We start from the raw sequence: 23,077 nt of genomic DNA, 5'->3' as shown, positions 1-23,077 counted from the left end.
AAGGGAGTTCCCTTCTCTTTTTTCCTTATAAGAGATTGCTCAAAAAGGGTTGTTCTATACCCGTTTTGAAAAGTCACTATCACATGTGTATTCAAGGGAAAGGTCAAAAGTAAAGGAGCATATGATGTTTCGCATATTACTATTGCTAATAATCATCGTACCTGCGCTAGAAATCGCTGTGCTTATTCTATCTGGAAATGTTATAGGAGTTTGGCCAACGATCCTGCTCATTATTTTAACAGGCGTATTAGGCGCATGGCTTGCTAAGAAAGAAGGTCTTCAAGCACTACGGTTAGCCCAGCTTCAAACGCAACAAGGACAATTACCTAGTGGAATTCTTCTTGATGGAATTTGTATTTTAATAGGTGGAGTCGTTTTACTAACGCCAGGGTTTATTACCGATGCTATAGGATTTTTCTTGTTAATTCCTGTAACTAGAACCATTGCTAAAGGATTTCTATTAAAGTTATTTCACCAAATGATTAAGAATGGGAATTTTGTGATTATGACAAGAAAATAGTCTTTATATAAGACATACAGCATGACGATTTTGTATATTTCGTAAAAGGGAGAATTACAATAGCTAGATGTTCATGATGTAACGATGATTTTTACGCTATGAAGCTTACTAATCGTCCCTGATGGATCAATGGGAATAGTAACTACAGGTGAGCGAGGAAGAAAGGTGGTTACTTGTTTTCACAAGCTTCCGTTTTTATGTTGATTTTATTACTTGTAGCCATTGTTGCAAAAAACCAATCGCTACTTGTGGCCGTTGTCTTTCTACTTGTTATTAAGTGGATAGGGTTAGGGGAAAAACTATTTCCTCTCGTTCAGCAAAAAGGGATAAATATAGGCGTTACAATTATAACGATTGCCGTTTTAACACCTATCGTGACAGGAGAGATTGGGTTTAAGCAATTAGGAGAAGCAGTGAGATCTTCCTATGCTTGGGTAGCCCTTGGTGCAGGGGTATTAGTAGCAATTATTGCTGCAAGTGGGATTGATTTATTAAAGTCGGATCCGCATATTACAACGGCATTAGTCTTTGGTACCATTCTTTCTGTCGCTGTATTTAATGGTGTAGCTGTAGGTCCTTTAATTGGAGCTGGGATAGCCTATTTTTTTATGAGGATCATTCATTTTTTTACTCATCTTGGAGGATGAGTGATGGTTATTATTGAATCGATTAACAAAAATAGGTCGATTCAATATATAACTTGACTATTTTTGCAAATACTAGGAGAGGTGTTGTTTGTGCCGAAATACATAAAAGTTTTAGAATTTAAGAATAACTTTTGGAGAAAACGTTCACAAAAGTGTAATAAGTAGTTTATAATGAAACTTGTGAGCATTCTTCTTACATAGCATCGCTATTTTTAAAAGATGTGGAAATGTAAGCATTTACTAGTTTTATGGAAATATAGATCAACCAGAAAAGGAGAGGTTAACGTGAGTACAACTCGTGGTCTAGAAGGTATTGTAGCAACGCAATCAAGTGTTAGTTCCATTATTGAAAGTGTCCTTACTTACCAAGGATACAATATTGATGATTTAGCAGATAATGCGAGTTTTGAAGAGGTTATTTATCTTCTTTGGAATGGATCATTACCTAAAGCAGATGAACTAAGTAAATTTACACAAGAACTTGCAAATCATGCTGAAGTACCAAAAGAGATTATTGACCAAATGAAAGCTTATCCAATTGAAAAGGTCCATCCAATGGCTGCGCTTCGGACAGCAATTTCAACTCTGGCATTATTTGATGATGAGGCAGATATTATGGATGAGGCCGCTAATCGTCTAAAAGCTCTTAAAATTCAAGCGCAAATTCCAACAATAGTGACAGCGTTTTCAAGAGTGCGTGAGGGTTTAGAGCCTGTTGCACCTCGTAAAGATTTAGGGTTTGCTGCAAACTTCCTTTATATGTTAACAGGAAATGAGCCGGATAAAATTGCGGTAAATGCATTTAATAAAGCGCTTGTACTACATGCTGATCATGAGTTAAATGCTTCTACGTTTACTGCGCGTGTTTGTGTAGCAACATTATCCGATGTATACTCTGGTATGACAGCAGCAATTGGTGCTCTAAAAGGTCCATTACACGGCGGAGCGAACGAAGCTGTTATGAACATGTTAATCGAAATTGAAGAAGTTGAGAACGTTGAACCATTCATTCGGAAAGCATTAGACAACAAAGAAAAAATCATGGGCTTTGGACATCGTGTTTACAAAGATGGTGACCCTCGTGCGAAACATCTTCGTGAAATGTCTAAGCGTCTTACTGAAATTACTGGTGAAACAAAATGGTATGAGATGTCAACAAAGATTAATGAGATGGTTACAGGAGAAAAGGGACTGCTTCCAAATGTAGATTTCTATTCTGCAAGTGTATACCACAGTTTAGGCATTAAGAATGATTTATTTACCCCAATCTTTGCGGTGAGCCGTACTTCTGGTTGGTTGGCGCATATTTTAGAGCAATATAGCAACAACAGACTAATTCGTCCACGTGCTGAATATATCGGACCGAGTAAACGTTCGTATGTACCTTTAGAACAACGCTAATAGCGTACCTGGGAGCAATAGCTTCCCTGTACATAGATTGACATTTCTCGAAAATCGTAGCAACATAAAAGAGTCTTAGCTTGTACTGTAATCAATTTAGGAGGTAATGAATTATGTCAAAAGGTGAAGTAATTAAAGTAAACAATGGTGTTCTTGATGTACCAAACAATCCAATCGTTCCTTACATTGAAGGAGATGGAATTGGACCAGATATCTGGGCAGCTGCATCACGTGTATTAGATGCTGCAGTGGAAAAGGCATATAATGGCGAGAAGAAAATTGAGTGGAAAGAGATTCTTGCTGGAGAAAAAGCATTTAATGAAACTGGTGAGTGGCTTCCGGAAGCAACTCTAGATGCAGTTCGTGAATATATGATTGCAATTAAAGGACCTCTTACAACTCCAATTGGTGGCGGTATTCGTTCTTTAAATGTTGCACTTCGTCAAGAGCTTGATTTGTATGTATGCTTACGTCCGGTACGTTATTTCCAAGGTGTACCTTCACCTGTAAAACGCCCTGAAGATACAGATATGGTTATTTTCCGTGAAAATTCAGAAGATATCTATGCTGGTATTGAGTACAAAGAAGGATCAGATGAAGTGAAAAAGTTGATTGAATTTTTACAAAATGAAATGGGAGCTTCTAAGATCCGTTTCCCTGAAACTTCTGGTATTGGTATTAAGCCTGTTTCTCAGGAAGGAACAGACCGACTAGTTCGTGCGGCTATCCAATATGCAATTGACGAAGGTCGTAAGAGTGTAACATTAGTACACAAAGGTAACATCATGAAGTTTACTGAAGGAGCGTTCAAAAACTGGGGATATGAAGTGGCTGAGCGTGAATTTGGCGATAAAGTATTTACTTGGGCTCAATATGACAAGTTAGTAGAAACAGAAGGAAAAGAAGTTGCTGATAAGGCACAAGCAGATGCTGAAGCTGCTGGCAAAATCATTGTAAAAGATTCAATTGCTGATATCTTCTTACAACAAATCTTAACTCGTCCGAAAGAGTTTGATGTTGTTGCAACAATGAATTTAAATGGTGATTATATTTCTGATGCTCTTGCAGCTCAAGTTGGTGGTATTGGTATTGCTCCAGGAGCAAACATTAACTACGATACAGGGCATGCGATCTTTGAAGCTACTCACGGTACTGCACCTAAGTATGCTGGTCTTGATAAAGTGAACCCATCTTCTGTTCTTCTTTCTGGAGAATTATTGCTTCGTCACTTAGGCTGGTTCGAAGCTGCTGACCTAATTATGTCTTCTATGGATAAAACAATTGCAAGTAAAGTAGTAACGTATGATTTTGCTCGTCTAATGGACGGAGCAACTGAAGTTTCTTGTTCAGGATTTGCTGAAGAACTAATTAAAAACCTATAAGAGTTAATACCCAAAGGTCGATTTTTACCTTTGGGTATTAACGAAGCAATGAGTGAAGCCGCCGTAATGTTTTAAGCCTTTTGAGCGAACTTCTCAAAAGGCGCACGGCGAGCAGAGCCATTGCAACCTATGTACGCATTATTTAATTCCAAAGGTGGTCTTTACCTTTGGGTGTTAAATCGAAGCCATCGCAAACTATGATCGCACTATTTAAGTCAAAGGTCGATTTTTACCTTTTTTGAACATAATCTTTAATTCAAATTCACTTAAATATTAAGTAATACGGGGAGTGAGTGTTTCATGGCAATTAAGCGTAGAAAGATTTCCGTTATCGGTGGAGGTTTCACTGGAGCTACAACAGCTCTAATGGTCGCTCAAAAAGAACTTGGGGATGTTGTCCTTCTAGATATTCCACAAATGGATGGTCCAACTAAAGGTAAAGCATTAGACATGCTTGAATCAACACCAGTAGCTGGAATTGATTCAAATATTGTCGGTACTTCTAATTACGAAGATACGAAGGATTCTGATGTTGTTGTAATTACAGCTGGTATTGCACGGAAGCCAGGTATGAGCCGTGATGATCTAGTAAATACAAATGCAGGTATTATGAAGGCAGTTACGAGAGAAGTTGTTAAATATTCTCCAAACTGTTATATCATCGTGTTAACAAACCCTGCAGATGCGATGACGTACACAGTATTTAAAGAATCTGGTTTCCAGAAAAATCGTGTTATTGGTCAATCTGGTGTACTTGACACAGCTCGTTTCCGTACATTCGTAGCTCAAGAACTAAACCTATCTGTTGAAGATATTACTGGTTTCGTTCTAGGTGGACATGGTGATGACATGGTACCACTTATTCGCTACTCAGCTGCTGGTGGTGTTCCACTTGAGAAGCTTATTTCTCAAGATCGCCTAGAGGCAATCGTTGAACGTACGCGTAAAGGTGGCGGGGAGATCGTTGGACTACTTGGTAACGGAAGTGCTTACTACGCTCCAGCTGCATCACTAACTCAAATGGTTGAAGCGATTATTAAAGATAAGAAACGTATTATCCCAACCATTGCTTATTTAGAAGGTGAATATGGTTACGAGGACCTTTATGTGGGTGTTCCGACAATCCTTGGTGGCGATGGAATTGAAAAGATTATCGAACTTGATTTAACAGAAGAGGAAAAGGCAGCCTTAGCTAAATCTGTTGAATCTGTACGTGGTGTTATGTCAGCTTTACCGACAACTTAATGGAATGAGATGAACCTCTTGCTTTTGTAGCAAGAGGTTCTTTATCTTAGAGAAATAACAATGAAAGCAAGTCAGTACGTATTTTGAAATTAAAAGTCCGAAAAAGCCGATTCTTTTGCTATACTATAGGTAGATAAAAAGAGAAAAATCTTTATTAAAGGGGACGTTAGTAAGGATGAACCGTTACATTTACCCGTTCTTTGAAGCGAGTTGGAGGATGAATCATGTTACAACGTTTATTAATTGTCGATGATGAAGAATCAATAGTTACTCTTTTGCAGTTTAATCTTGAACAATCTGGTTATGAAGTCACAACGGCTATGGATGGAGCTACTGCTCTAGACTTGGCGACGAACCAATCATTTGACTTACTAATACTTGATTTAATGTTACCGGAAATGGATGGTTTAGATGTATGCAAACAGCTTCGTCAAAATAAAGTGTCAACACCAATTTTGATGCTAACAGCAAAAGATGAGGAGTTTGATAAAGTATTGGGGTTAGAGCTTGGAGCAGATGATTATATGACGAAACCATTTAGTCCACGTGAGGTAGTAGCAAGGGTTCGAGCTATTCTAAGACGAGTCCAACCAGTTTCAGCGGAAAGCTCATCTAGTCAAGAAGAAGGGAAAGAGAACGTAATAAAGTTTGGAGATGTTGAGATTCATCCTGAAAATTATGAGGTAATGTTCAAGCAAACAGCACTGGAATTAACGCCAAAAGAATTTGAACTCCTTTTGTATTTAGCTAATAATAAAGGACGTGTGTTAACACGTGATCAATTATTAAATGCTGTGTGGAATTATGAATTTGTTGGGGATACAAGAATTGTAGATGTTCATATAAGTCATCTTCGTGAAAAAATAGAAACGAATACTAAAAAGCCTGTATATATTAAAACGATTCGCGGTCTCGGTTACAAATTAGAGGAACCCCAACTTGATGTATAAGTTGCGTTTTAAAATAATTATTGCCGTCTTGTCAATTACTCTGATTGTATTGACAGGAATAGGTTTTGTTATTGGTCAACTTTATGAAAATTTTTATTTTAATAACCTTACGGAGCGAGTAGAGAAAGAAGCTCATTTAGTTTCATATAAGCTTGTCGAACAAGCTCTAATACCAGAAAGGGCACAAAGTTTGGCAGTAGAAGTTTCAGAAATGCTTGAAGCTCGAGTCACGATTATTTTACTAGATGGAACGGTAATAGGCGAGTCAGCAGCAGACCCAGCAACAATGGACAACCATATTATTAGACCAGAAATTGCAGCGATCGAAAGAGGCGAAGAAGGAACTTCCATCCGCTACAGTGAGACGGTTCAAGATGAACTACTGTATTATGCTGTTGAAATAATGGATGAAAATAATAATAGTGTAGGTTATCTTCGTCTAGGTTTATCGACTCAAACATTAGAAGATATGACAGAGATGATTTGGTGGATATTAGCTGTTAGTTTTGCTGTTGCCTTGGTCATAATTGTAACGATCACGTATCGTGTTACGAACGAAATGATTCGCCCGATAGAAAATGCAACAGTAGTCGCGAACGAACTGGCAGAAGGGAATTTTCAAGCTAGAACGGCAGAAGGAAAGCGTGATGAGATAGGGCAATTAACGAGATCGATTAATATTCTTGCATTTAATCTTGAACAATTGACGAAACGACATCAGGCTCAAAAAGAACGAATGGAAACGTTAATTGATAACATGGGCAGCGGCCTTATATTAATCAATACAAAGGGAGATATTTCTCTTATTAATCGTACTTGTCGTGAAATTTTTGAAAAAGATACGGATCGTTGGTTAAATCAACTTTATCATGATGTGATAAAGCATAAAGAACTGATTAAAATTGTACAAACGATATTTATTACTGAAAAAAAACAACGGGTGCAAATTCATTTCCCTGTTCACTTAGAGATTCGACATTTTGAGGTTTATGGTGCACCGGTAATGAGTAATAGGGACAAGTTAAAAGGAATTGTTCTTGTTCTCCATGATATAACGGAGCTGAAAAAATTAGAACAAGTACGGACTGACTTTGTTGCTAATGTGTCACATGAGTTAAAAACGCCAGTGACTTCAATCAAAGGTTTTACAGAAACACTGCTTGATGGTGCCATGAACACAGAACCTTTACGCGAGAAGTTCTTAACCATTATCGCAAAAGAAAGCGAGCGCCTGCAAAACTTAATTCAAGATTTACTTGATTTATCACGTATAGAGCAATCCTATTTTAAACTTAATTGGCAAAAGACGAATCTTAAGCTGACGATTGAAGAGGTAATCGAGCTTTTGAGAAAGAAAGCAAAGGAAAAGCAGATTGAACTTGAAGTGATGATTGAAGGGGACGTCACTCTTGAAGGGGATGCTGAGCGGTTAAAACAAATTGCCATTAATCTTATTAATAACGGAATTATGTACACTCCTGTTGGGGGAGATATCCGCGTTTTCCTTAAGGGGGAAGAGGAGCAGGTTCAACTACAAATTGCTGATACAGGTGTTGGGATTAGTGATAAGGAATTGCCACGAATTTTTGAGCGCTTTTACCGGGTCGATCGGGCAAGAAGCAGAAACTCAGGAGGAACAGGACTGGGACTTGCAATTGTCAAACATTTAGTTGAGGCACATCATGGGAAAATTACAGTTGTGAGTGAGGTAGGGAAAGGAACAACCTTTACCATTTCATTTAAAAGAAATCGGCTTGACTATGAATAGAATAAATGCGGCTCCACTCATTGCTTCGAAGTTAATCAAAAGGAAAAATCACCCTTTTTGATTAACCTCGTTTACAAAAAATTTACATTACGTTCAAACAGTCTTAACCTTGTTTATTTATAATGAAGTCGAACGGTTTTCATCATTACTGTAAGTATTTTAGGTTCTGCCCTAATATGCTTGGAGTACATCCCCTTGAAGGACGTGAGCGCCCCCTTATGCTCACGTCTATTTTTGTATGCATAAAAAACAATGGACCATGACTAAGCGAGAAGAATCAAGTATTTCTATTGTGAAAACCCACATTCACCTTGAAATTTGTACTATAATGAGAAAGAATGAGATTCTTTAAAAAAATATGAAACCGTTTCTAAAAAAGAATCGTAAAGAGAGTAGAACATCTAGGAAGGGATGATACAATGACGATTAAGCAATTACTTGTTGGCTTTGTGTCCTTAATAGGAGTTGCCATTCTAGCCTTGTTTCTTGCAACGGGATGGTACATAGTCGATGAATCTGAACAAGCGGCACTAATCAAATTTGGAAAAGTAGAAGATACGATAACTGAGCCGGGATTAAAATTCAAGATGCCTTGGCCAGTTCAAAGAGTCGAAATCTTATCACGTGGAACGTATAATCTTCAAGTAGGGTACCATGAGGAAGATGGAGAAGTCGTTGAATTCACGAATGAAGCGAAAATGATTACAGGAGATGAAAACATCCTGTTTGCAGATTTGGCTGTTCAATGGCGAATTATTGATCCAGAATTATATCTCTATAGTACACAAGATGCTCGAACCGTATTATATAATGCTACTTCTGCAGCGTTACGTGGTGTTATTGGAAGTACGGGGATTGATGATGCATTAACAGATCAAAGACCTGAAATTGAGGCGCAAGTTTTTGAAAATTTAGTAGAGCTGTTAGAAGTCTATCAAATTGGTGTTAGTATACAAGATGTTAAGTTACAGGATGTTGAACTGCCAACGGATGAAGTTCGTCGTGCATTTACCGAAGTGACGGATGCACGTGAGGAGCGTTTAACGAAAATCAATGAAGCAACAAGATACCGTAATCAACAAGTGAACGAAGCTGAAGGGGAAAAAGATGCAATTATTTCTCGTGCAGAAGGAACGCGTGCAGAACGAATAGAACGTGCACGTGGGGATGTTGCGAAATTCGATGCGCTTTATGAAGAATATATTGTGAATCGAGATGTGACCCGCCAACGTCTCGTTCTTGAAACGCTAGAGAATGTGTTACCGAATACAGAGATTTACATTATGGATAGTAATAACGATACAGTAAGCTACTTACCGATTAGACCACTAGAGCGTAGTCAAAACGCGGCTAATGAAGGAGAGAGTAACTAATGAGCGATGAGAACATTGTTGATATAAATGAGCGTCGTCCTAGTGAGGAATGGAGAAAGTTTGTGAAACTAGGAGCGATAGCTGCTATTCTATTAGCACTTTTAACAACGATTATTAGTAATCTCTTTATCGTTGAGCAAGGTCAATACAAAGTTGTTAGGCAGTTTGGTGAGGTTGTTCGAATTGAGGATAAACCAGGACTTAGTTACAAAATCCCATTTATCCAATCTGTTACAACTTTACCCAAATATCAAATGATTTATGACATCCCTCCAGCTGAAATTAATACGAGAGATAAAAAGCGTATGCTTGCTGATCATTATGCGATTTGGAGAATTGAAGACCCACAACTTATGATTGCTAATGCAAGAACAGAACAACACGCTGAAGCGATAATGGGCGAATTAATATTCTCTGCAATCCGAGCTGAGTTAGGACAATTGGATTTTGATGAAATTATAAATGAAGAGAAATCTTCGCGAGGAAGTTTTAATGAGTTGGTTCGCGATCGAGTTAATGAGGCACTTGAGCGTAACCAATACGGAATTGTGTTAACGGATGTTCGGATGAAGCGAACAGATTTACCACAGGAAAATGAGCAAGCAGTTTATAGCAGAATGATTTCTGAACGTCATGCAACTGCACAAGAGTATTTATCGCAAGGGGATGCGGAAGCCAATCGCATTCAGTCAAATACGGACCGTGAAGTAACAGAAATGATTGCGACAGCTAATGCAGATGCGAATGAAATTGAAGGGGAAGGGGAAGCGGAGGCTGCCCGAATCTACAATGAATCATTTGGTAGGGATACGGAGTTTTACCAGCTGTATCGAACCCTCGAATCATACGAAAAAACAATTGGAGATGAGACTGTCATCGTCCTTCCATCTAATTCGCCATACGCGCGTATTTTAATGGGGTATACTGATTAAATAAGCAAGGGAGCCCAAAAGGTCAAAAAACAACCTTTGGGGGCTCCCTTTTTTTTCTTATTTTTCGTCGCTATGCTACAATAAAAGCAAGGAATAATTTGGATGAAGAGAGGAGCCTTTTAGTTGAAAAAGCTCGTATTAATAGATGGGAATAGCATTGCATATCGTGCCTTTTTTGCTTTGCCGTTGTTGAATAATGACAAGGGCGTTTATACAAATGCAGTGTATGGTTTTACGACCATGCTACTTAAAATTATTGAGGAAGAAAAACCAACTCATATGCTTGTGGCATTCGATGCAGGAAAAACAACATTCCGCCATAAAACATATGATGAATACAAAGGCGGACGGCAAAAAACACCACCTGAATTATCGGAACAGTTTCCATTGGTTCGAGAAATGCTTGATGCCTTTAATATTTCTCGTTATGAAGCTGAAAATTATGAAGCTGATGATATTATCGGAACGTTAGCGAAGAATGCTGCGGAACAGGACTTTGAAGTAAAGGTATATTCTGGAGATAAAGATTTGCTTCAGCTTGTATCTGACAAAGTGACTGTCATTTTAACAAAGAAAGGCATTACAAATGTGGAAGCGTATAATGAAGCGCTAATTGCTGAAAAATATGGCATTACGCCTAAGCAAATCATTGATATGAAAGGTTTAATGGGGGATAGTTCTGATAATATTCCAGGTGTGCCTGGTGTTGGGGAAAAGACCGCACTTAAGCTATTAAAAGAATTCGGTTCAGTGGAAACTGTTTTGGATTCAATTGATCAAGTATCTGGTAAAAAAATGAAAGAAAAATTAGAGGAAAACCGTGAACAAGCAATCATGAGTAAAGAGCTTGCAACGATCTATCTTGAAGTGCCATTTGAAACAGAACTAGATGATTTAAGCTTTGGTGATTATGACCAGTCAAAAGTGGTAGCTATTATGAAAGAACTTGAATTTACATCGCTTGTTACGAAGTTTGATACAGAGAGTGCTGAAGAAGCGGAACTAGAAGATATTACATATGAAGTGTTAGAAACTATTGAGGAACGACATCTTACCGAAGAAGCTGCGCTCATTGTTGAAGTGTTAAGTGAAAATTATCATCAAGCAAATATTGAGGGGGTTGCGCTCGTTAACGAGAAAGGTAGATTCTTTATTCAAACGGATCACGCTCTAAACTCCCAAGCCTTCGTTGATTGGTTAAAAGATGAATCAACAAAGATTTCAGTGTTTGATGCTAAACGTGCTGTTGTTGCATTAGGTTGGAAAGGGATTTTATTAAATGGGGTAACTTTTGATTTGCAGATGGCTTCTTATTTACTTGACCCATCATTGTCTTCTCATGAAATAAGCGATGTGACTAAACGCAAATCAAAAGGACAAGTTCAGGAAGATGAAGTGGTTTACGGGAAAGGTGCGAAACAAAAAGTTCCAGAGCAAGAGAAGGTAGCTGAGCATTTAGTCCGAAAAGCAGATGCCCTGTACCAATTAAAACCAGTCCTAGAGAAAGAACTAAAAGACAATGCGCAAGAAGAGTTATTTCGTGAGCTGGAAATGCCACTTTCTATTATTTTAGGACGGATGGAAACGACAGGGGTGAAAGTAGACAAGGAACAGCTTGAGCAAATGGGGGTAGATCTTGAAGGGCGTTTACGTGATTTGGAACTGAAGATTCACGAGCTAGCTGGAAGCACATTCAATATTAATTCTCCGAAACAACTTGGGGAGGTATTATTTGAAAAGCTGGAGCTGCCCCCTATAAAAAAAACAAAAACGGGTTATTCCACTTCTGCTGATGTGCTTGAGAAATTGGCTGAGGAACACGAAATTGTTGAGTATATCTTGCATTACAGACAACTCGGGAAACTGAACTCAACCTATATAGAGGGATTATTAAAAGTAACAAAAGAAAAAACGAATAAAATCCATACAAGGTATAATCAAGCATTAACGCAAACAGGACGCTTGAGTTCGACTGATCCAAACTTACAAAACATCCCGATTCGATTAGAAGAAGGGCGGAAAATTCGAAAAGCATTTATCCCATCTGAAGCAGGATGGAAAATGGTTGCAGCCGATTATTCGCAAATTGAACTACGTGTCCTAGCTCATATTTCTGGTGATGAAAAGTTGATAGAAGCATTTCAGACAGATATGGATATTCATACGAAAACAGCAATGGATGTGTTTCATGTAAGTAAAGAAGAGGTAACCTCAAATATGCGTCGTAGTGCAAAGGCGGTAAACTTTGGGATTGTTTATGGTATAAGTGATTTTGGTTTGTCACAAAGTCTCGGGATTACTAGAAAAGAAGCGGCACAATTTATTGAGCGATATTTAGCAAGTTATCCAAAGGTTAAAGATTATATGGACAATACTATTGAAGAAGCTCGGGAAAAAGGCTATGTTTCAACGCTTTTACAGCGCAGACGTTATTTGCCGGATCTCACTAGTCGAAATTTTAATAAACGTAGTTTTGCAGAACGAACCGCGATGAATACCCCAATTCAAGGTACTGCTGCAGATATTATTAAAAAAGCTATGGTGGAAATGTCTCAAAGGTTGAATGAAGAGAACTTAAAAAGCCGTATGATCTTACAAGTCCACGACGAATTAATCTTTGAGGTGCCAGAGGAAGAAATGGAGAGAATGATGAAGCTTGTACCTGAAGTGATGGAGCAAGCAGTTAACTTAGATGTACCGTTAAAAGCGGATGTATCATTTGGTGAGACTTGGTACGATGCGAAATAAGGAGAGAGAACATGCCTGAATTACCTGAGGTTGAAACGGTTAGCAGAACGTTACGGCAATTAGTTATAGGAAAAACGATTGCTTCGGTTGATGTATTGTGGGCTAATATTATAAAAAGACCTGATGATGTCGAGCAATTTAAGCTAGAATTAATCGGACAAACGATTCATGAAGTAAATCGTCGCGGGAAATTTCTCATTTTTGTATTAGACGATGTGACGATGGTTTCGCACTTGCGAATGGAAGGGCGTTATGGGCTCTTTCAAAAAGGTGAGGAGCTAATTGCTCATACTCATGTCGTCTTCTCCTTTACCGATGGAACCGAGCTGCGATATCAAGATGTTCGAAAGTTTGGAACGATGCATATTTTTAAAAAAGGAACAGAAGAACAGACGATGCCTTTATCTCAACTTGGGGTTGAACCGTTTTCTGATTCTTATACAATTGAACTTATGCAACAATCGTTTCAAAAAACAACACGAAACATTAAGGTCGTTCTGTTAGACCAAAAAACAGTCGTCGGTCTAGGGAACATCTATGTTGATGAGGCTCTCTTTAAAGCGGGCATTCATCCTGAGCGAGCTGCGTCCTCTTTGACAGTAGATGAATTAACACGATTACATCAAGCCATTGTAACCACACTACAGCGTGCAGTTGAACTTGGTGGAAGTTCGATTAAGTCATATGTGAACGGTCAAGGTGAAATGGGAATGTTTCAGCAACAATTAACGGTTTACGGACGAAAGGGCGAACCTTGTACAAAGTGCGGGCGAGAAATTACAAAAACTGTAGTAGGAGGACGGGGAACGCACTTCTGCATCAACTGTCAAAAATAAAGTACCATTGGATAGGCTCCTGCCATATACTATCTTATGTTTGAAATGGAAGGAGCTTATCAAGATGGTTGAGATTCTCTCCTTATTGGCTATCGCACTTGCTGTAAGTCTTGACAGCTTTGGTGTTGGCTTAACATATGGATTACGAAAAATGATGTTGCCTTGGCGATCACTGCTATTTATTGCAGGTTGTTCTGCAACATCCATTTTGGTTGCGATGTTTTTTGGTACCATTATTCAAACGTATTTGTCTCCAAGTGTGGCAGAATCACTAGGTGGGATCATTCTAATTTTGATAGGGGCATGGGCTTTGTACCAAGTGTATCGTCCTGCCAAAAATACGGTGAAGACAGAGGATGACGAGATCATCCTTAATTTTGAAATTAGAGTCTTAGGTGTTGTGATCCGCATTTTACGAAAGCCTATGGTAGCAGATATTGATAACTCAGGAACAATTACGGGGCGTGAGGCTTTTTTACTTGGAGTGGCTCTATCGTTAGATGCATTCGGGGCAGGTATTGGAGCCGCATTAATTGGCTTTTCTCCAATTTTGATGGCTATTAGTGTTGCGACGATGAGTGCATTATTTGTTACATTAGGAATGAAGAGTGGCAATCGCTTTGCAGATTCAGGTTGGGTCAAGAAGTTTTCTTTTATTCCAGGTCTTTTATTAATGGTGATAGGAATATTCAGTCTGTAGAGGTTGTTTTAAAGGAAGTGATAACATGTTCATTGGATTAACGGGAGGAATTGCTAGTGGAAAGTCGACTGTAAGCAAGATGATACAGTCTAAGGGTATTCCTGTCATTGATGCTGATAAAATTGCACGTGAAGTTGTGGAGCCAGGTACAAAGGCTCTACGGGCAATTATTGATCATTTTGGGGAGGATGTTGTAAACCAAGATGGAACGTTAGCTCGAAAAAAATTAGGTTCTATTATTTTTGAACATCCGAAGGAACGTGAAGTATTAAATCAAATTGTCCACCCAGCTGTGCGAAATCGGATGAACGAATTAAAGACGCAGTTGCTAGATGAGGGTGCAAGAACGATTGTATATGATATTCCACTATTATTTGAAAGCAATTTGTTTCACTTAGTTGAGAAAGTATTACTTGTGTATGTGGATGAAGAAATACAGTTATCTAGGCTTATTGAACGAGATCAAGCAGGGATAGAAGATGCAAAACAGCGGATTGCTTCACAAATGTTATTGCGAGATAAACGGTCAAAAGCAGATGCCGTTATTGATAATTCATTTACTCTAGAAGAAACGAAAAAGCAACTTGATTCTATTTTAAATAAGTGGTCTATTGAAAAGTGATCTATATAATTCTGATTTTTAACTTATTTCAGTTGAAAAGAAGAATTACTATAGGCGCTTTTTTTATTTTTGCCTTTTTCAGAGAAAAACAATGTCCTTAAACGCGAAATATGTTATACTATTAATGAGAAAAAGGATAATAAGTATATCTTTTATTGTGGGAGGGGTTATTCTAATGAAGGCGAAAGTTGCAATAAATGGTTTTGGTCGTATTGGACGTATGGTATTTAGAAAAGCAATGCAAGAAGGAAAGGTCGACATTGTTGCGATCAATGCAAGCTACCCTGCTGAGACATTAGCTCATTTAATCAAGTATGACAGTATACATGGTGCATTTGATCTAGCAGTTGAGGCAAAAAAGAATGCTCTTTTCATAGATGGGAAGGAAGTATTGCTTTTCCAATCACGAGACCCTAAGGAACTCCCATGGGCAAAGTTAGGGATCGATATTGTAATTGAAGCAACAGGAAAATTCAAATCAAAAGAGACAGCGAGTTATCACCTTGAAGCAGGTGCTAAAAAAGTTGTGATCACAGCTCCGGGCAAAGGGGAAGACTTAACGATTGTAATGGGTGTAAATGATGGCGATTACATCAATGAAGAACATCATATTCTTTCTAATGCTTCATGCACGACAAATTGTCTAGCTCCAGTGGCAAAAGTAATTGATGAACAGTTTGGTATTGAAAGTGGTTTAATGACAACCGTTCATGCTTATACAAATGATCAAAAAAATATTGATAATCCACATAAAGATTTACGAAGAGCAAGAGCATGCGGGCAATCGATCATTCCAACTTCGACAGGAGCAGCTAAAGCAATCGCAAAAGTACTTCCGCAACTAGAAGGAAAGTTAAATGGAATGGCTTTACGGGTACCAACACCGAATGTCTCACTCGTTGACTTTGTTGTCAATGTGAAAAAGGATGTTACAGCAGAAGAGATTAACCGTGCGCTTGAATTGGCTTCTAATCATTCGTTAAAAGGAGTTCTTGGTTTTACACGTGAGCCACTTGTATCAATCGATTTTAATGGGAATGAACATTCTTCAATCATTGACGGGTTATCTACAATGGTCATGAATAATCGACAAGTCAAAGTACTAGCATGGTACGATAATGAGTGGGGCTATTCTTGTCGAGTGGTTGACATGATGAATCTTATAGCTAATAAGTTATATGACACGAGTAAAATTCACTCAGCTTCGTAAACGAATTTAAAGAAGATAAAGACATGTGAAGCGTGAGATGACTCTCACGCTTTTTATATGTTGAACATTATTTAAAACAAAACGAAAAGCAATGGTAGTCTTTGAATAGTGTTTGTTGCGTTGTGACTCTAAAACCTATTTTTGTTCGTTCGATAACAAAAGTTTGGTTACAACAGAAGAAGGGTAAAAGTTCGTAGATGCAAAAAACTGTGAAAATAAATAAAATGAAATTTAAAACTTTTTTAGTACGGTGTAGGTAAGAGTACCATTGAACGACCTTATACTTGCGCACTTAAGAAAAAGGCTATGATCCTTTATATAAGTTGTCCAAAAAAGTTTCTAGGAACTGTTGCAATCAAATTGTAAACAAAGTATACTGATTTTCGTGAACTTCAATTAAAGCAAATCAGGATTTGTTTTTTTGCAGTAAGGGTTAGGACCTCTTGGACTAACTTTCCCCCGTGTAATAAAACTTTCCTACATGCTTGAGAAGGCATGAATTTTTTGTAAAGGGGGATTCAACTTATGGACACTATGGGTCGTCACGTAATTTCAGAATTATGGGGATGTAACGTGGAGAAGTTGAATAATATGAACTTTATTGAACAAGTATTTGTTGATGCTGCGTTAAAGTCAGGAGCTGAGGTACGAGAGGTTGCTTTTCACAAGTTTGCTCCTCATGGAGTAAGCGGGGTTGTGATTATCTCAGAATCTCATTTAACGATTCACAGCTTCCCTGAACACGGCTATGCAAGTATTGATGTTTATACTTGTGGTGACCTAGATCCGAATATTGCTGCCAATTACATCGCAGAACAATTAAGTGCTACATCAAGCGAAGTTATTGAAGTACCTAGAGGTATGGGACCAGTGGAAATTCAGAATTCAAAAGTTCAAGCGTATAACTAAAAATTTAGAGGTTGACTATACAAGTATCTATTTTTTGGCATTTATTATTATGAGACCAAGGTTTTATATAAAAATGTTGATAGAACCAGATGCTTAAAGGTCAGCCTCTTTTTGTGTCATTTTTTTGTATATTTTCACTTTAAAAAATGTCAGTATGATATGATATACATATACGAAAACGGATGAAGGACTGACAAAAAGAGTTCGTGCACCTTCCAATAGGTGAGTATCTTGTCAGACCTCTTTCTATATCATAAAATAAATGTAAGGAAAATGAACGAATGAGTACGTTACGAAAGTGGAGATGATCTAATGATATGTCCTGCTTGTTATCACAATGGAACTCGAGTACTTGATTCAAGACCTAGCCATGAGGGACGTTCTATTCGTCGTAGGAGAGAATGTGAAGAATGTAGTCATCGCTTTACGACGTTTGAAATGGTAGAAGAAATTCCTTTAATTGTCGTAAAGAAAGATGGTACTCGTCAAGAATTTACTCGAGAAAAGATTCTACGTGGATTAATTCGAGCATGTGAAAAGAGACCTGTTCCATTAGAAACCCTTGAAAAAATTGTGAATGGGGTTGAGCGAGAGCTACGTGGATTAGGGAAAAATGAAGTAAATAGTCAAGATGTTGGTGAGCTTGTAATGGAAAGGCTAGCAGATATTGATGATGTTGCATATGTAAGGTTTGCTTCTGTTTATCGTCAATTTAAGGATATTAATGTATTTATAAAAGAATTAACGGAACTAATGAATAAGAATTAGTAAATAATAGAGCTTAAGCGATCATCGCTGCAAGCTCTTTTTACATGAAGAAATGATTAAAAAAGGGTTGTGTTTACCTTTGAGAGTAACTAACAATGAGTGTAGCAAACATGATTTAAGCTAGCTCAGCGTTGTTTTTTCTTAGAGAAGTAAGAGCCATTTTAACTCAAACTTGATTAGAGAAAGAAAAGGGATTGTGGAGGTGAGGAGTAGTGACATGGCATTGGAAAGAATTGCTACCTGTTGATCGTTTTTCTGTTCGGACAAGTAATCATATAACAGATATTGACCGTATTACATTAACTTTGCTATATCAACCACTTACAGGTGCTATGGCTCATAGCCTGTATGTGACAATGCTGTCACAGTTAGAACATGATCAATACTGGAGTAGTGAACAAACGCATAGACAACTGATGTTACTCTTAGGTGTTCCACTTGAGGTCATATATGAGGAACGGAAAAAGCTTGAAGGTATCGGACTATTAAAAACGTTTAAACGTAAGGATGAAAGTGGAGGAGCAAGTTATTTATATGAATTGCAAGCTCCTATGACTCCGAAAGAATTTTTCGAAAATGATGTTCTTAGTGTGTATCTTTTTAACCGACTTGGGAAAACGCACTATCGTCAATTGCGCGAACGCTTTACGCTTGATAAGCTTGATCTCGAACAGTATCAAGAAATGACATATGCCTTTGACGAAGTGTACGTATCATTGCATCATTCAGAGATGGTATCAAACCTCCAATCAGAAACAGGAAATGCTTTAAAGATGGAGCGTGATCAAGAACTGATTCGAACGAATGATCCAAATGAATTTATTTTTCAACAATTTGATTTTGACCTTCTCGAAAAAAGCTTATCGACGTTTATTGTGCCTGCAGACGTTTTAACAGTTGACGTAAGAAAAACGATAAGTAGGCTTGCGTTTGTGTACAAGATCGAACCGCTTGAAATGAGTAGTATCGTCCAACAAGCCCTACTACATGATGATAAGTTAGATCTAAATGAATTAAGAAAAAAAACACAAGAGTGGTATAAAGTTGAACATGGGAACGAACCACCAGGTTTAGGGTTGCAAAAGCAACCCGTGAAATATCAGACGATGATTGGAAAAGAACCTGAGACAGAAGAGGAACGTACGGTTAAGTTCTATGAGACAACTGCTCCTCTAACACTACTTGAAATCCGCTCAGAAGGTTCTAAGGTTCCTGTAGCGGATGTGAAGATTATTGAGTCGTTACTTATTGATCATCAGTTGCTTCCTGGAGTTGCAAATGTCTTGCTTGAATTTATGCTCTATAGCCAAGATATGAAATTATCAAAGGCTTTAATTGATAAGATTGCTGGTCACTGGTCTAGGAAAAAAGTAAAGACGGTGAAGGAAGCCATGCAACTAGCTCAGCAGGAGCAGCGGAAGTCAAAAGAAATAGCTAATAAAGGAAAAGCTCCTTCAAAGAAGGGAACAGGGCTACGAAAACAACAACAGAAGCGAGATAAACTGCCAAAATGGTTGGTAGCAGATAAAGAAAACAATATAGTTGAAGGGCCTTCACAAAAACAAGCAGAATCGCAAAAAATAGATCCTAATCATACTGAAAAGAGTTTTGAACAAATGCTCGAGGAACTGCGAAAAAGCAAAGTAGAGAAAGGGGAGGGATAAGCATGGAATCCATTCAATCAGCGTTAAAACAATGGACGAAAGATAATAAGCTTGAACAACGATTACATGACGCTAGAAAAGCATTATTAGCTGATCCGTTAGTAAATAAAGCTCTTGAAAATGTATCTGCAACCGACGAGATTCTTGATCAAGGCTTAATTAAATTATATGAATTTCAAAACGAGCGTCAAAATTGTGAGAACTGTCCTGGTTTAGTAGCTTGTCCGAATATGATGAAAGGGTACCATCCAGAAATCATCCTTACAAGAAGAGTAATCGATCTAGAGTATCATTCTTGTTCATTAAAGAAAAAGGAAGAAGATGCCCGTAAACAACGTCAGCTCATTAAATCGCTATATGTTCCAAAGGACATACTAGATGCTAAATTCGAGAAGTTAGATCGGGATCAGGATCGTGAAGAGGCTAGTCGCAAAGCATTAGCCTTTGCTGTAAATGCAATGCCTGGAAGTGATGGACAAGGACTGTATTTTTATGGTCGTTTTGGTGTAGGGAAAACACATCTTATGGGTGCCGTTGCAAATGAGTTACGTGATCGAAATATTGAATCCTATATTGTGTACACACCAGATTTCTTTAGAGAAATGAAGCAATCAATAGGAGATGGTACATTTCAAGAAAAAATAGATATGGTGAAACGAGCGCAAGTCCTTATTCTAGATGACATTGGCGCAGAAACAATTTCGGGCTGGATAAGGGATGATGTATTAGGAGCTATTTTGCAACATCGTATGCTTGAAAAGCTGCCGACCCTGTTTACATCTAATTATGATTACGATGAACTTGAAGAGCACTTAGCTTATTCGGAACGTGGTGGGATTGAAGAATTAAAAGCAAAACGAATTATGGAGAGAATTAAGCACTTTACGACGTTTGTGACAGTTGAAGGAGCAAATCGTCGCTCAAGGTAGTGTTTTTGAAGTTTCTTCCAAAAGCAGAGAGATTACTTTGCGCATAGAGATTACTATGATAGGATGAAAGTATCATATATTGATTATTGTGGAGGGTACAACATGAGCATTGATGCTATATTAGAACGTGCGGTAAATGGTGAACGATTGTCAATGGATGATGCCGTTGCTCTATATGAAAGTGATGAAGTTGAAAAAATGGGGGAAGCTGCCAATAAAATTATGTTGAAATGGCATCCTGAACCGATTACAACATTTGTTATTGGTCGTAATGTAAACTACACGAATTTTTGTGATACGTATTGCCGTTTTTGCGCGTTTTATCGTGCTCCAGGACATAAAGAAGGGTATGTTCTGAAAGATGAAGAAATCTTTCAGAAAATAGAAGAAACACTTGCCGTTAATGGTACCGAGATTTTAATGCAAGGTGGAACGAATCCAGACTTGCCACTTAGTTATTATACAGATTTACTTAGAGAAATTAAAAAGCGTTATCCGACTATTTGGATGCACTCTTTTTCCCCGGCGGAGATTTGGAAGATTGCTGAAGTTTCCGGACTATCTGTTGAGGAAGTATTGCGTGATTTGCACGCGGCTGGTCTAGATAGTATGCCTGGTGGTGGTGCTGAGATTCTAACTGAAGAAACGCGTCTTCGTGTCAGTCGGTTGAAAATTACATGGGAGCAATGGATTGAATCTATGAAAGCAGCAAAACGTGTCGGTATGCATGGATCAGCTACGATGGTTATTGGATTTGGTGAATCATTTGAAGAACGCGCCACTCATTTGCAGCGAGTTCGTGATGCACAAGATGAAACAGAATGTTTTTCAGCTTATATTTCATGGTTATTCCAACCTGAAAATACAGGAATGTATAAAACAAAGAAGCTTACATCTCGTGATTATTTAAAAAATGTTGCGATCTCAAGACTTTTTCTAGATAACATTCCAAACTTCCAGTCATCATGGGTGACAATGGGGCCTGAGGTTGGGAAGTTATCACTTCAGTACGGTTGTAATGATTTTGGCAGTACGATGATGGAGGAAAATGTTGTCTCTGCTGCAGGAACGACTCATAAAGTAAACACAAATGAAATTCTACGTTTGATTCGTGAAGCTGGTAAGATACCTGCACAACGTGATACAAAATACGGGATCTTGCGCGTATTCGATGGTGAAGAAACAGCAGAGAAAGATTTTATCATGCAAAACTAAGTCCGTGATTAGTTAGGGTCTGACCTCATAGTAGGGGCAGACCCTTTTTGTGTTGATTAAAGATAGCTGTTGCGACAGGAATTCGTAGAGTAGAGGCCAAAATCAGAGCAGGGAAGACTGGAATCGGAACAAAAAAGAATGGGAAAGAGCTTGTGATCAAGAACTCACTCAAAGATTACTAGTGTCTTAGTTGAAAATTCATTTTCTAATCATGTTTTTTGAAACCGAACATAGGATGAAAGTAGAGCCTGTCTGAAATGGACGACGAGAATGATATGCCCATAGAGGTGTTTGTTATATGTAAGGGGGAGTAGGCGTTGATAGCAATCCATTTTGAACAAGAACATGATTGCAAACAGTTGTTTTCTCAGCTGACCCAGTATATGCAAAAGTACGCTGCGTACGGCTTAGGTGGAGTCGTGAGGGCAGAAGGCGATGATACGATTATTCTCAACTATGAACACAAGTATATTAATTTCTATGATTCGTTTCATCCTTTGCTGTCGTCGGTTTTAACTGATTATGTTATTAGTACGAAAGAAGATGAGTGGTTATTAGATATTATTGAAAATATGTTTTATTTTACGGATGAACAAGAGCAGGCGCAGATTTTAACAGTTGCACGTTCGATTTTAGAAGGGGACCGTAATGATTTACCCCAAATGAAACCATTTTTCAATCGTCGAGAATTTATTTATCATGCTTTTTCTAAACATTTAGAAGAGGAGACGACGTTTTATTACGAACCATTTCTCACATTTCGATTGCGTGATTATGGGGAAATGCTGATTGACTGTGTGGAGATTGCTATTGATGAGTATATGCTTGAACAAGAGTATCAAAATATGATTGAGGACTTTCGTCAATTTGTTCAATCGAAACGTTCGAAGCTTGATATGGTATATGTTGTTCACGATGGATCGTTTACTTTTTATGATGACCATTTCCGAAGAATGACTCGAGAAGAACTGCTCTTTCATTTACAAGATGATTTGGTGTTTGAACAAGAAGTCGATGTTGAGGATATGGTCATAAGTCCACTTGTTAGTATGGTGCCTAACCGTGTACATGTCTTTTCAGATGACCCAGATCATGGGGTCATTCTATCGATTCAAGCTATTTTTCAAGAGAGAATGAAACTGTTTCCACTAAAAGCATATGAACAGGAATGGAGTTAACTTTCGATTGCCTCTTGATTTTCCGAACAAGCCTCCCTATAATACTACATATCATAGTCAAACAAATAAGAGTATTGATG

20 protein-coding genes are annotated in these 23,077 nt (G+C 38.1%); all 20 read left to right on the top strand.

What is annotated here, in order from left to right; genetic code table 11:
- Window positions 1-124 precede the first annotated feature (124 nt).
- The 20 genes from SAZ04_RS01250 (at window position 125) to ytxC (ending at window position 22,997) form a co-directional block, all read left to right on the top strand.
- The gene (locus SAZ04_RS01250) at window positions 125-520 is read left to right on the top strand and encodes an FxsA family protein (RefSeq protein ID WP_332689941.1); all 396 of its coding nucleotides are present in this window, start codon (window positions 125-127) and stop codon (window positions 518-520) included.
- A gap of 173 nt (window positions 521-693) precedes the next feature.
- Window positions 694-1,167, top strand: coding sequence for a DUF441 domain-containing protein (locus SAZ04_RS01245; protein WP_332689787.1), 474 nt, complete (start codon window positions 694-696; stop codon window positions 1,165-1,167).
- A 285-nt stretch (window positions 1,168-1,452) separates the two neighbouring features.
- Window positions 1,453-2,568, top strand: a complete 1,116-nt coding sequence (gene citZ / locus SAZ04_RS01240) for a citrate synthase (RefSeq protein WP_332689784.1) — start codon at window positions 1,453-1,455, stop codon at window positions 2,566-2,568.
- Between the two features lie 113 nt (window positions 2,569-2,681).
- Window positions 2,682-3,950, top strand: a complete 1,269-nt coding sequence (gene icd, locus SAZ04_RS01235) for an NADP-dependent isocitrate dehydrogenase (protein WP_332689781.1) — start codon at window positions 2,682-2,684, stop codon at window positions 3,948-3,950.
- Window positions 3,951-4,250: 300 nt separating this feature from the next.
- Window positions 4,251-5,195 carry a malate dehydrogenase gene (gene mdh, locus SAZ04_RS01230; RefSeq protein WP_332689778.1) on the top strand — a complete coding sequence of 315 codons (945 nt, stop codon included), beginning with the start codon at window positions 4,251-4,253 and terminating at the stop codon, window positions 5,193-5,195.
- Between the two features lie 224 nt (window positions 5,196-5,419).
- Entirely contained in the window at window positions 5,420-6,145 is a 726-nt protein-coding gene (locus tag SAZ04_RS01225; protein ID WP_332689775.1) for a response regulator transcription factor, read from the top strand.
- Window positions 6,138-7,913 carry a two-component system histidine kinase PnpS gene (pnpS, locus tag SAZ04_RS01220; protein ID WP_332689772.1) on the top strand — a complete coding sequence of 592 codons (1,776 nt, stop codon included), beginning with the start codon at window positions 6,138-6,140 and terminating at the stop codon, window positions 7,911-7,913. The genes SAZ04_RS01225 and pnpS overlap by 8 nt, the downstream gene beginning before the upstream one ends.
- 419 nt (window positions 7,914-8,332) lie before the next feature.
- Window positions 8,333-9,286: an FtsH protease activity modulator HflK gene (gene hflK, locus SAZ04_RS01215; RefSeq protein ID WP_332689769.1), complete on the top strand. Its 954-nt coding sequence runs from the start codon at window positions 8,333-8,335 to the stop codon at window positions 9,284-9,286.
- On the top strand, window positions 9,286-10,218 hold the full coding sequence (hflC, locus tag SAZ04_RS01210; protein ID WP_332689766.1) for a protease modulator HflC: 933 nt from the start codon (window positions 9,286-9,288) through the stop codon (window positions 10,216-10,218). Before hflK ends, hflC begins: the two co-directional genes overlap by 1 nt.
- Before the next feature lie 123 nt (window positions 10,219-10,341).
- A complete protein-coding gene (gene polA / locus SAZ04_RS01205; RefSeq protein ID WP_332689763.1) occupies window positions 10,342-12,966 on the top strand; it encodes a DNA polymerase I in 2,625 nt (874 codons plus the stop codon).
- 11 nt (window positions 12,967-12,977) lie between these two features.
- Window positions 12,978-13,802 (top strand): DNA-formamidopyrimidine glycosylase, encoded by an 825-nt coding sequence (mutM, locus tag SAZ04_RS01200; protein ID WP_332689760.1) that lies wholly within the window; start codon window positions 12,978-12,980, stop codon window positions 13,800-13,802.
- A 64-nt stretch (window positions 13,803-13,866) separates the two neighbouring features.
- Window positions 13,867-14,502 (top strand): sporulation membrane protein YtaF, encoded by a 636-nt coding sequence (gene ytaF, locus SAZ04_RS01195; protein WP_332689757.1) that lies wholly within the window; start codon window positions 13,867-13,869, stop codon window positions 14,500-14,502.
- A gap of 25 nt (window positions 14,503-14,527) precedes the next feature.
- Complete coding sequence (coaE, locus tag SAZ04_RS01190) at window positions 14,528-15,124, top strand: dephospho-CoA kinase (protein WP_332689754.1); 597 nt, start codon at window positions 14,528-14,530, stop codon at window positions 15,122-15,124.
- A gap of 175 nt (window positions 15,125-15,299) precedes the next feature.
- On the top strand, window positions 15,300-16,334 hold the full coding sequence (locus SAZ04_RS01185; protein WP_332689751.1) for a glyceraldehyde-3-phosphate dehydrogenase: 1,035 nt from the start codon (window positions 15,300-15,302) through the stop codon (window positions 16,332-16,334).
- A 525-nt stretch (window positions 16,335-16,859) separates the two neighbouring features.
- Window positions 16,860-17,243: an adenosylmethionine decarboxylase gene (gene speD, locus SAZ04_RS01180; protein ID WP_332689748.1), complete on the top strand. Its 384-nt coding sequence runs from the start codon at window positions 16,860-16,862 to the stop codon at window positions 17,241-17,243.
- Between the two features lie 312 nt (window positions 17,244-17,555).
- Window positions 17,556-18,011, top strand: coding sequence for a transcriptional regulator NrdR (nrdR, locus tag SAZ04_RS01175; RefSeq protein ID WP_332689745.1), 456 nt, complete (start codon window positions 17,556-17,558; stop codon window positions 18,009-18,011).
- Between the two features lie 212 nt (window positions 18,012-18,223).
- Window positions 18,224-19,675 (top strand): replication initiation and membrane attachment family protein, encoded by a 1,452-nt coding sequence (locus tag SAZ04_RS01170; RefSeq protein WP_332689742.1) that lies wholly within the window; start codon window positions 18,224-18,226, stop codon window positions 19,673-19,675.
- Window positions 19,676-19,677: 2 nt separating this feature from the next.
- Window positions 19,678-20,604: a primosomal protein DnaI gene (dnaI, locus tag SAZ04_RS01165; protein WP_332689739.1), complete on the top strand. Its 927-nt coding sequence runs from the start codon at window positions 19,678-19,680 to the stop codon at window positions 20,602-20,604.
- A gap of 102 nt (window positions 20,605-20,706) precedes the next feature.
- Window positions 20,707-21,819: a cyclic dehypoxanthinyl futalosine synthase gene (gene mqnC / locus SAZ04_RS01160; protein WP_332689736.1), complete on the top strand. Its 1,113-nt coding sequence runs from the start codon at window positions 20,707-20,709 to the stop codon at window positions 21,817-21,819.
- A 317-nt stretch (window positions 21,820-22,136) separates the two neighbouring features.
- Window positions 22,137-22,997 carry a putative sporulation protein YtxC gene (ytxC, locus tag SAZ04_RS01155; protein WP_332689733.1) on the top strand — a complete coding sequence of 287 codons (861 nt, stop codon included), beginning with the start codon at window positions 22,137-22,139 and terminating at the stop codon, window positions 22,995-22,997.
- Window positions 22,998-23,077: the final 80 nt, after the last annotated feature.

Source organism: Halalkalibacter lacteus (genome assembly GCF_036663595.1).
GTDB lineage: Bacteria > Bacillota > Bacilli > Bacillales > Bacillaceae_D > Halalkalibacter > Halalkalibacter lacteus.
Note: the sequence above shows the minus strand (reverse complement) of the source record. Positions and strands in the feature narration are given on the sequence as shown.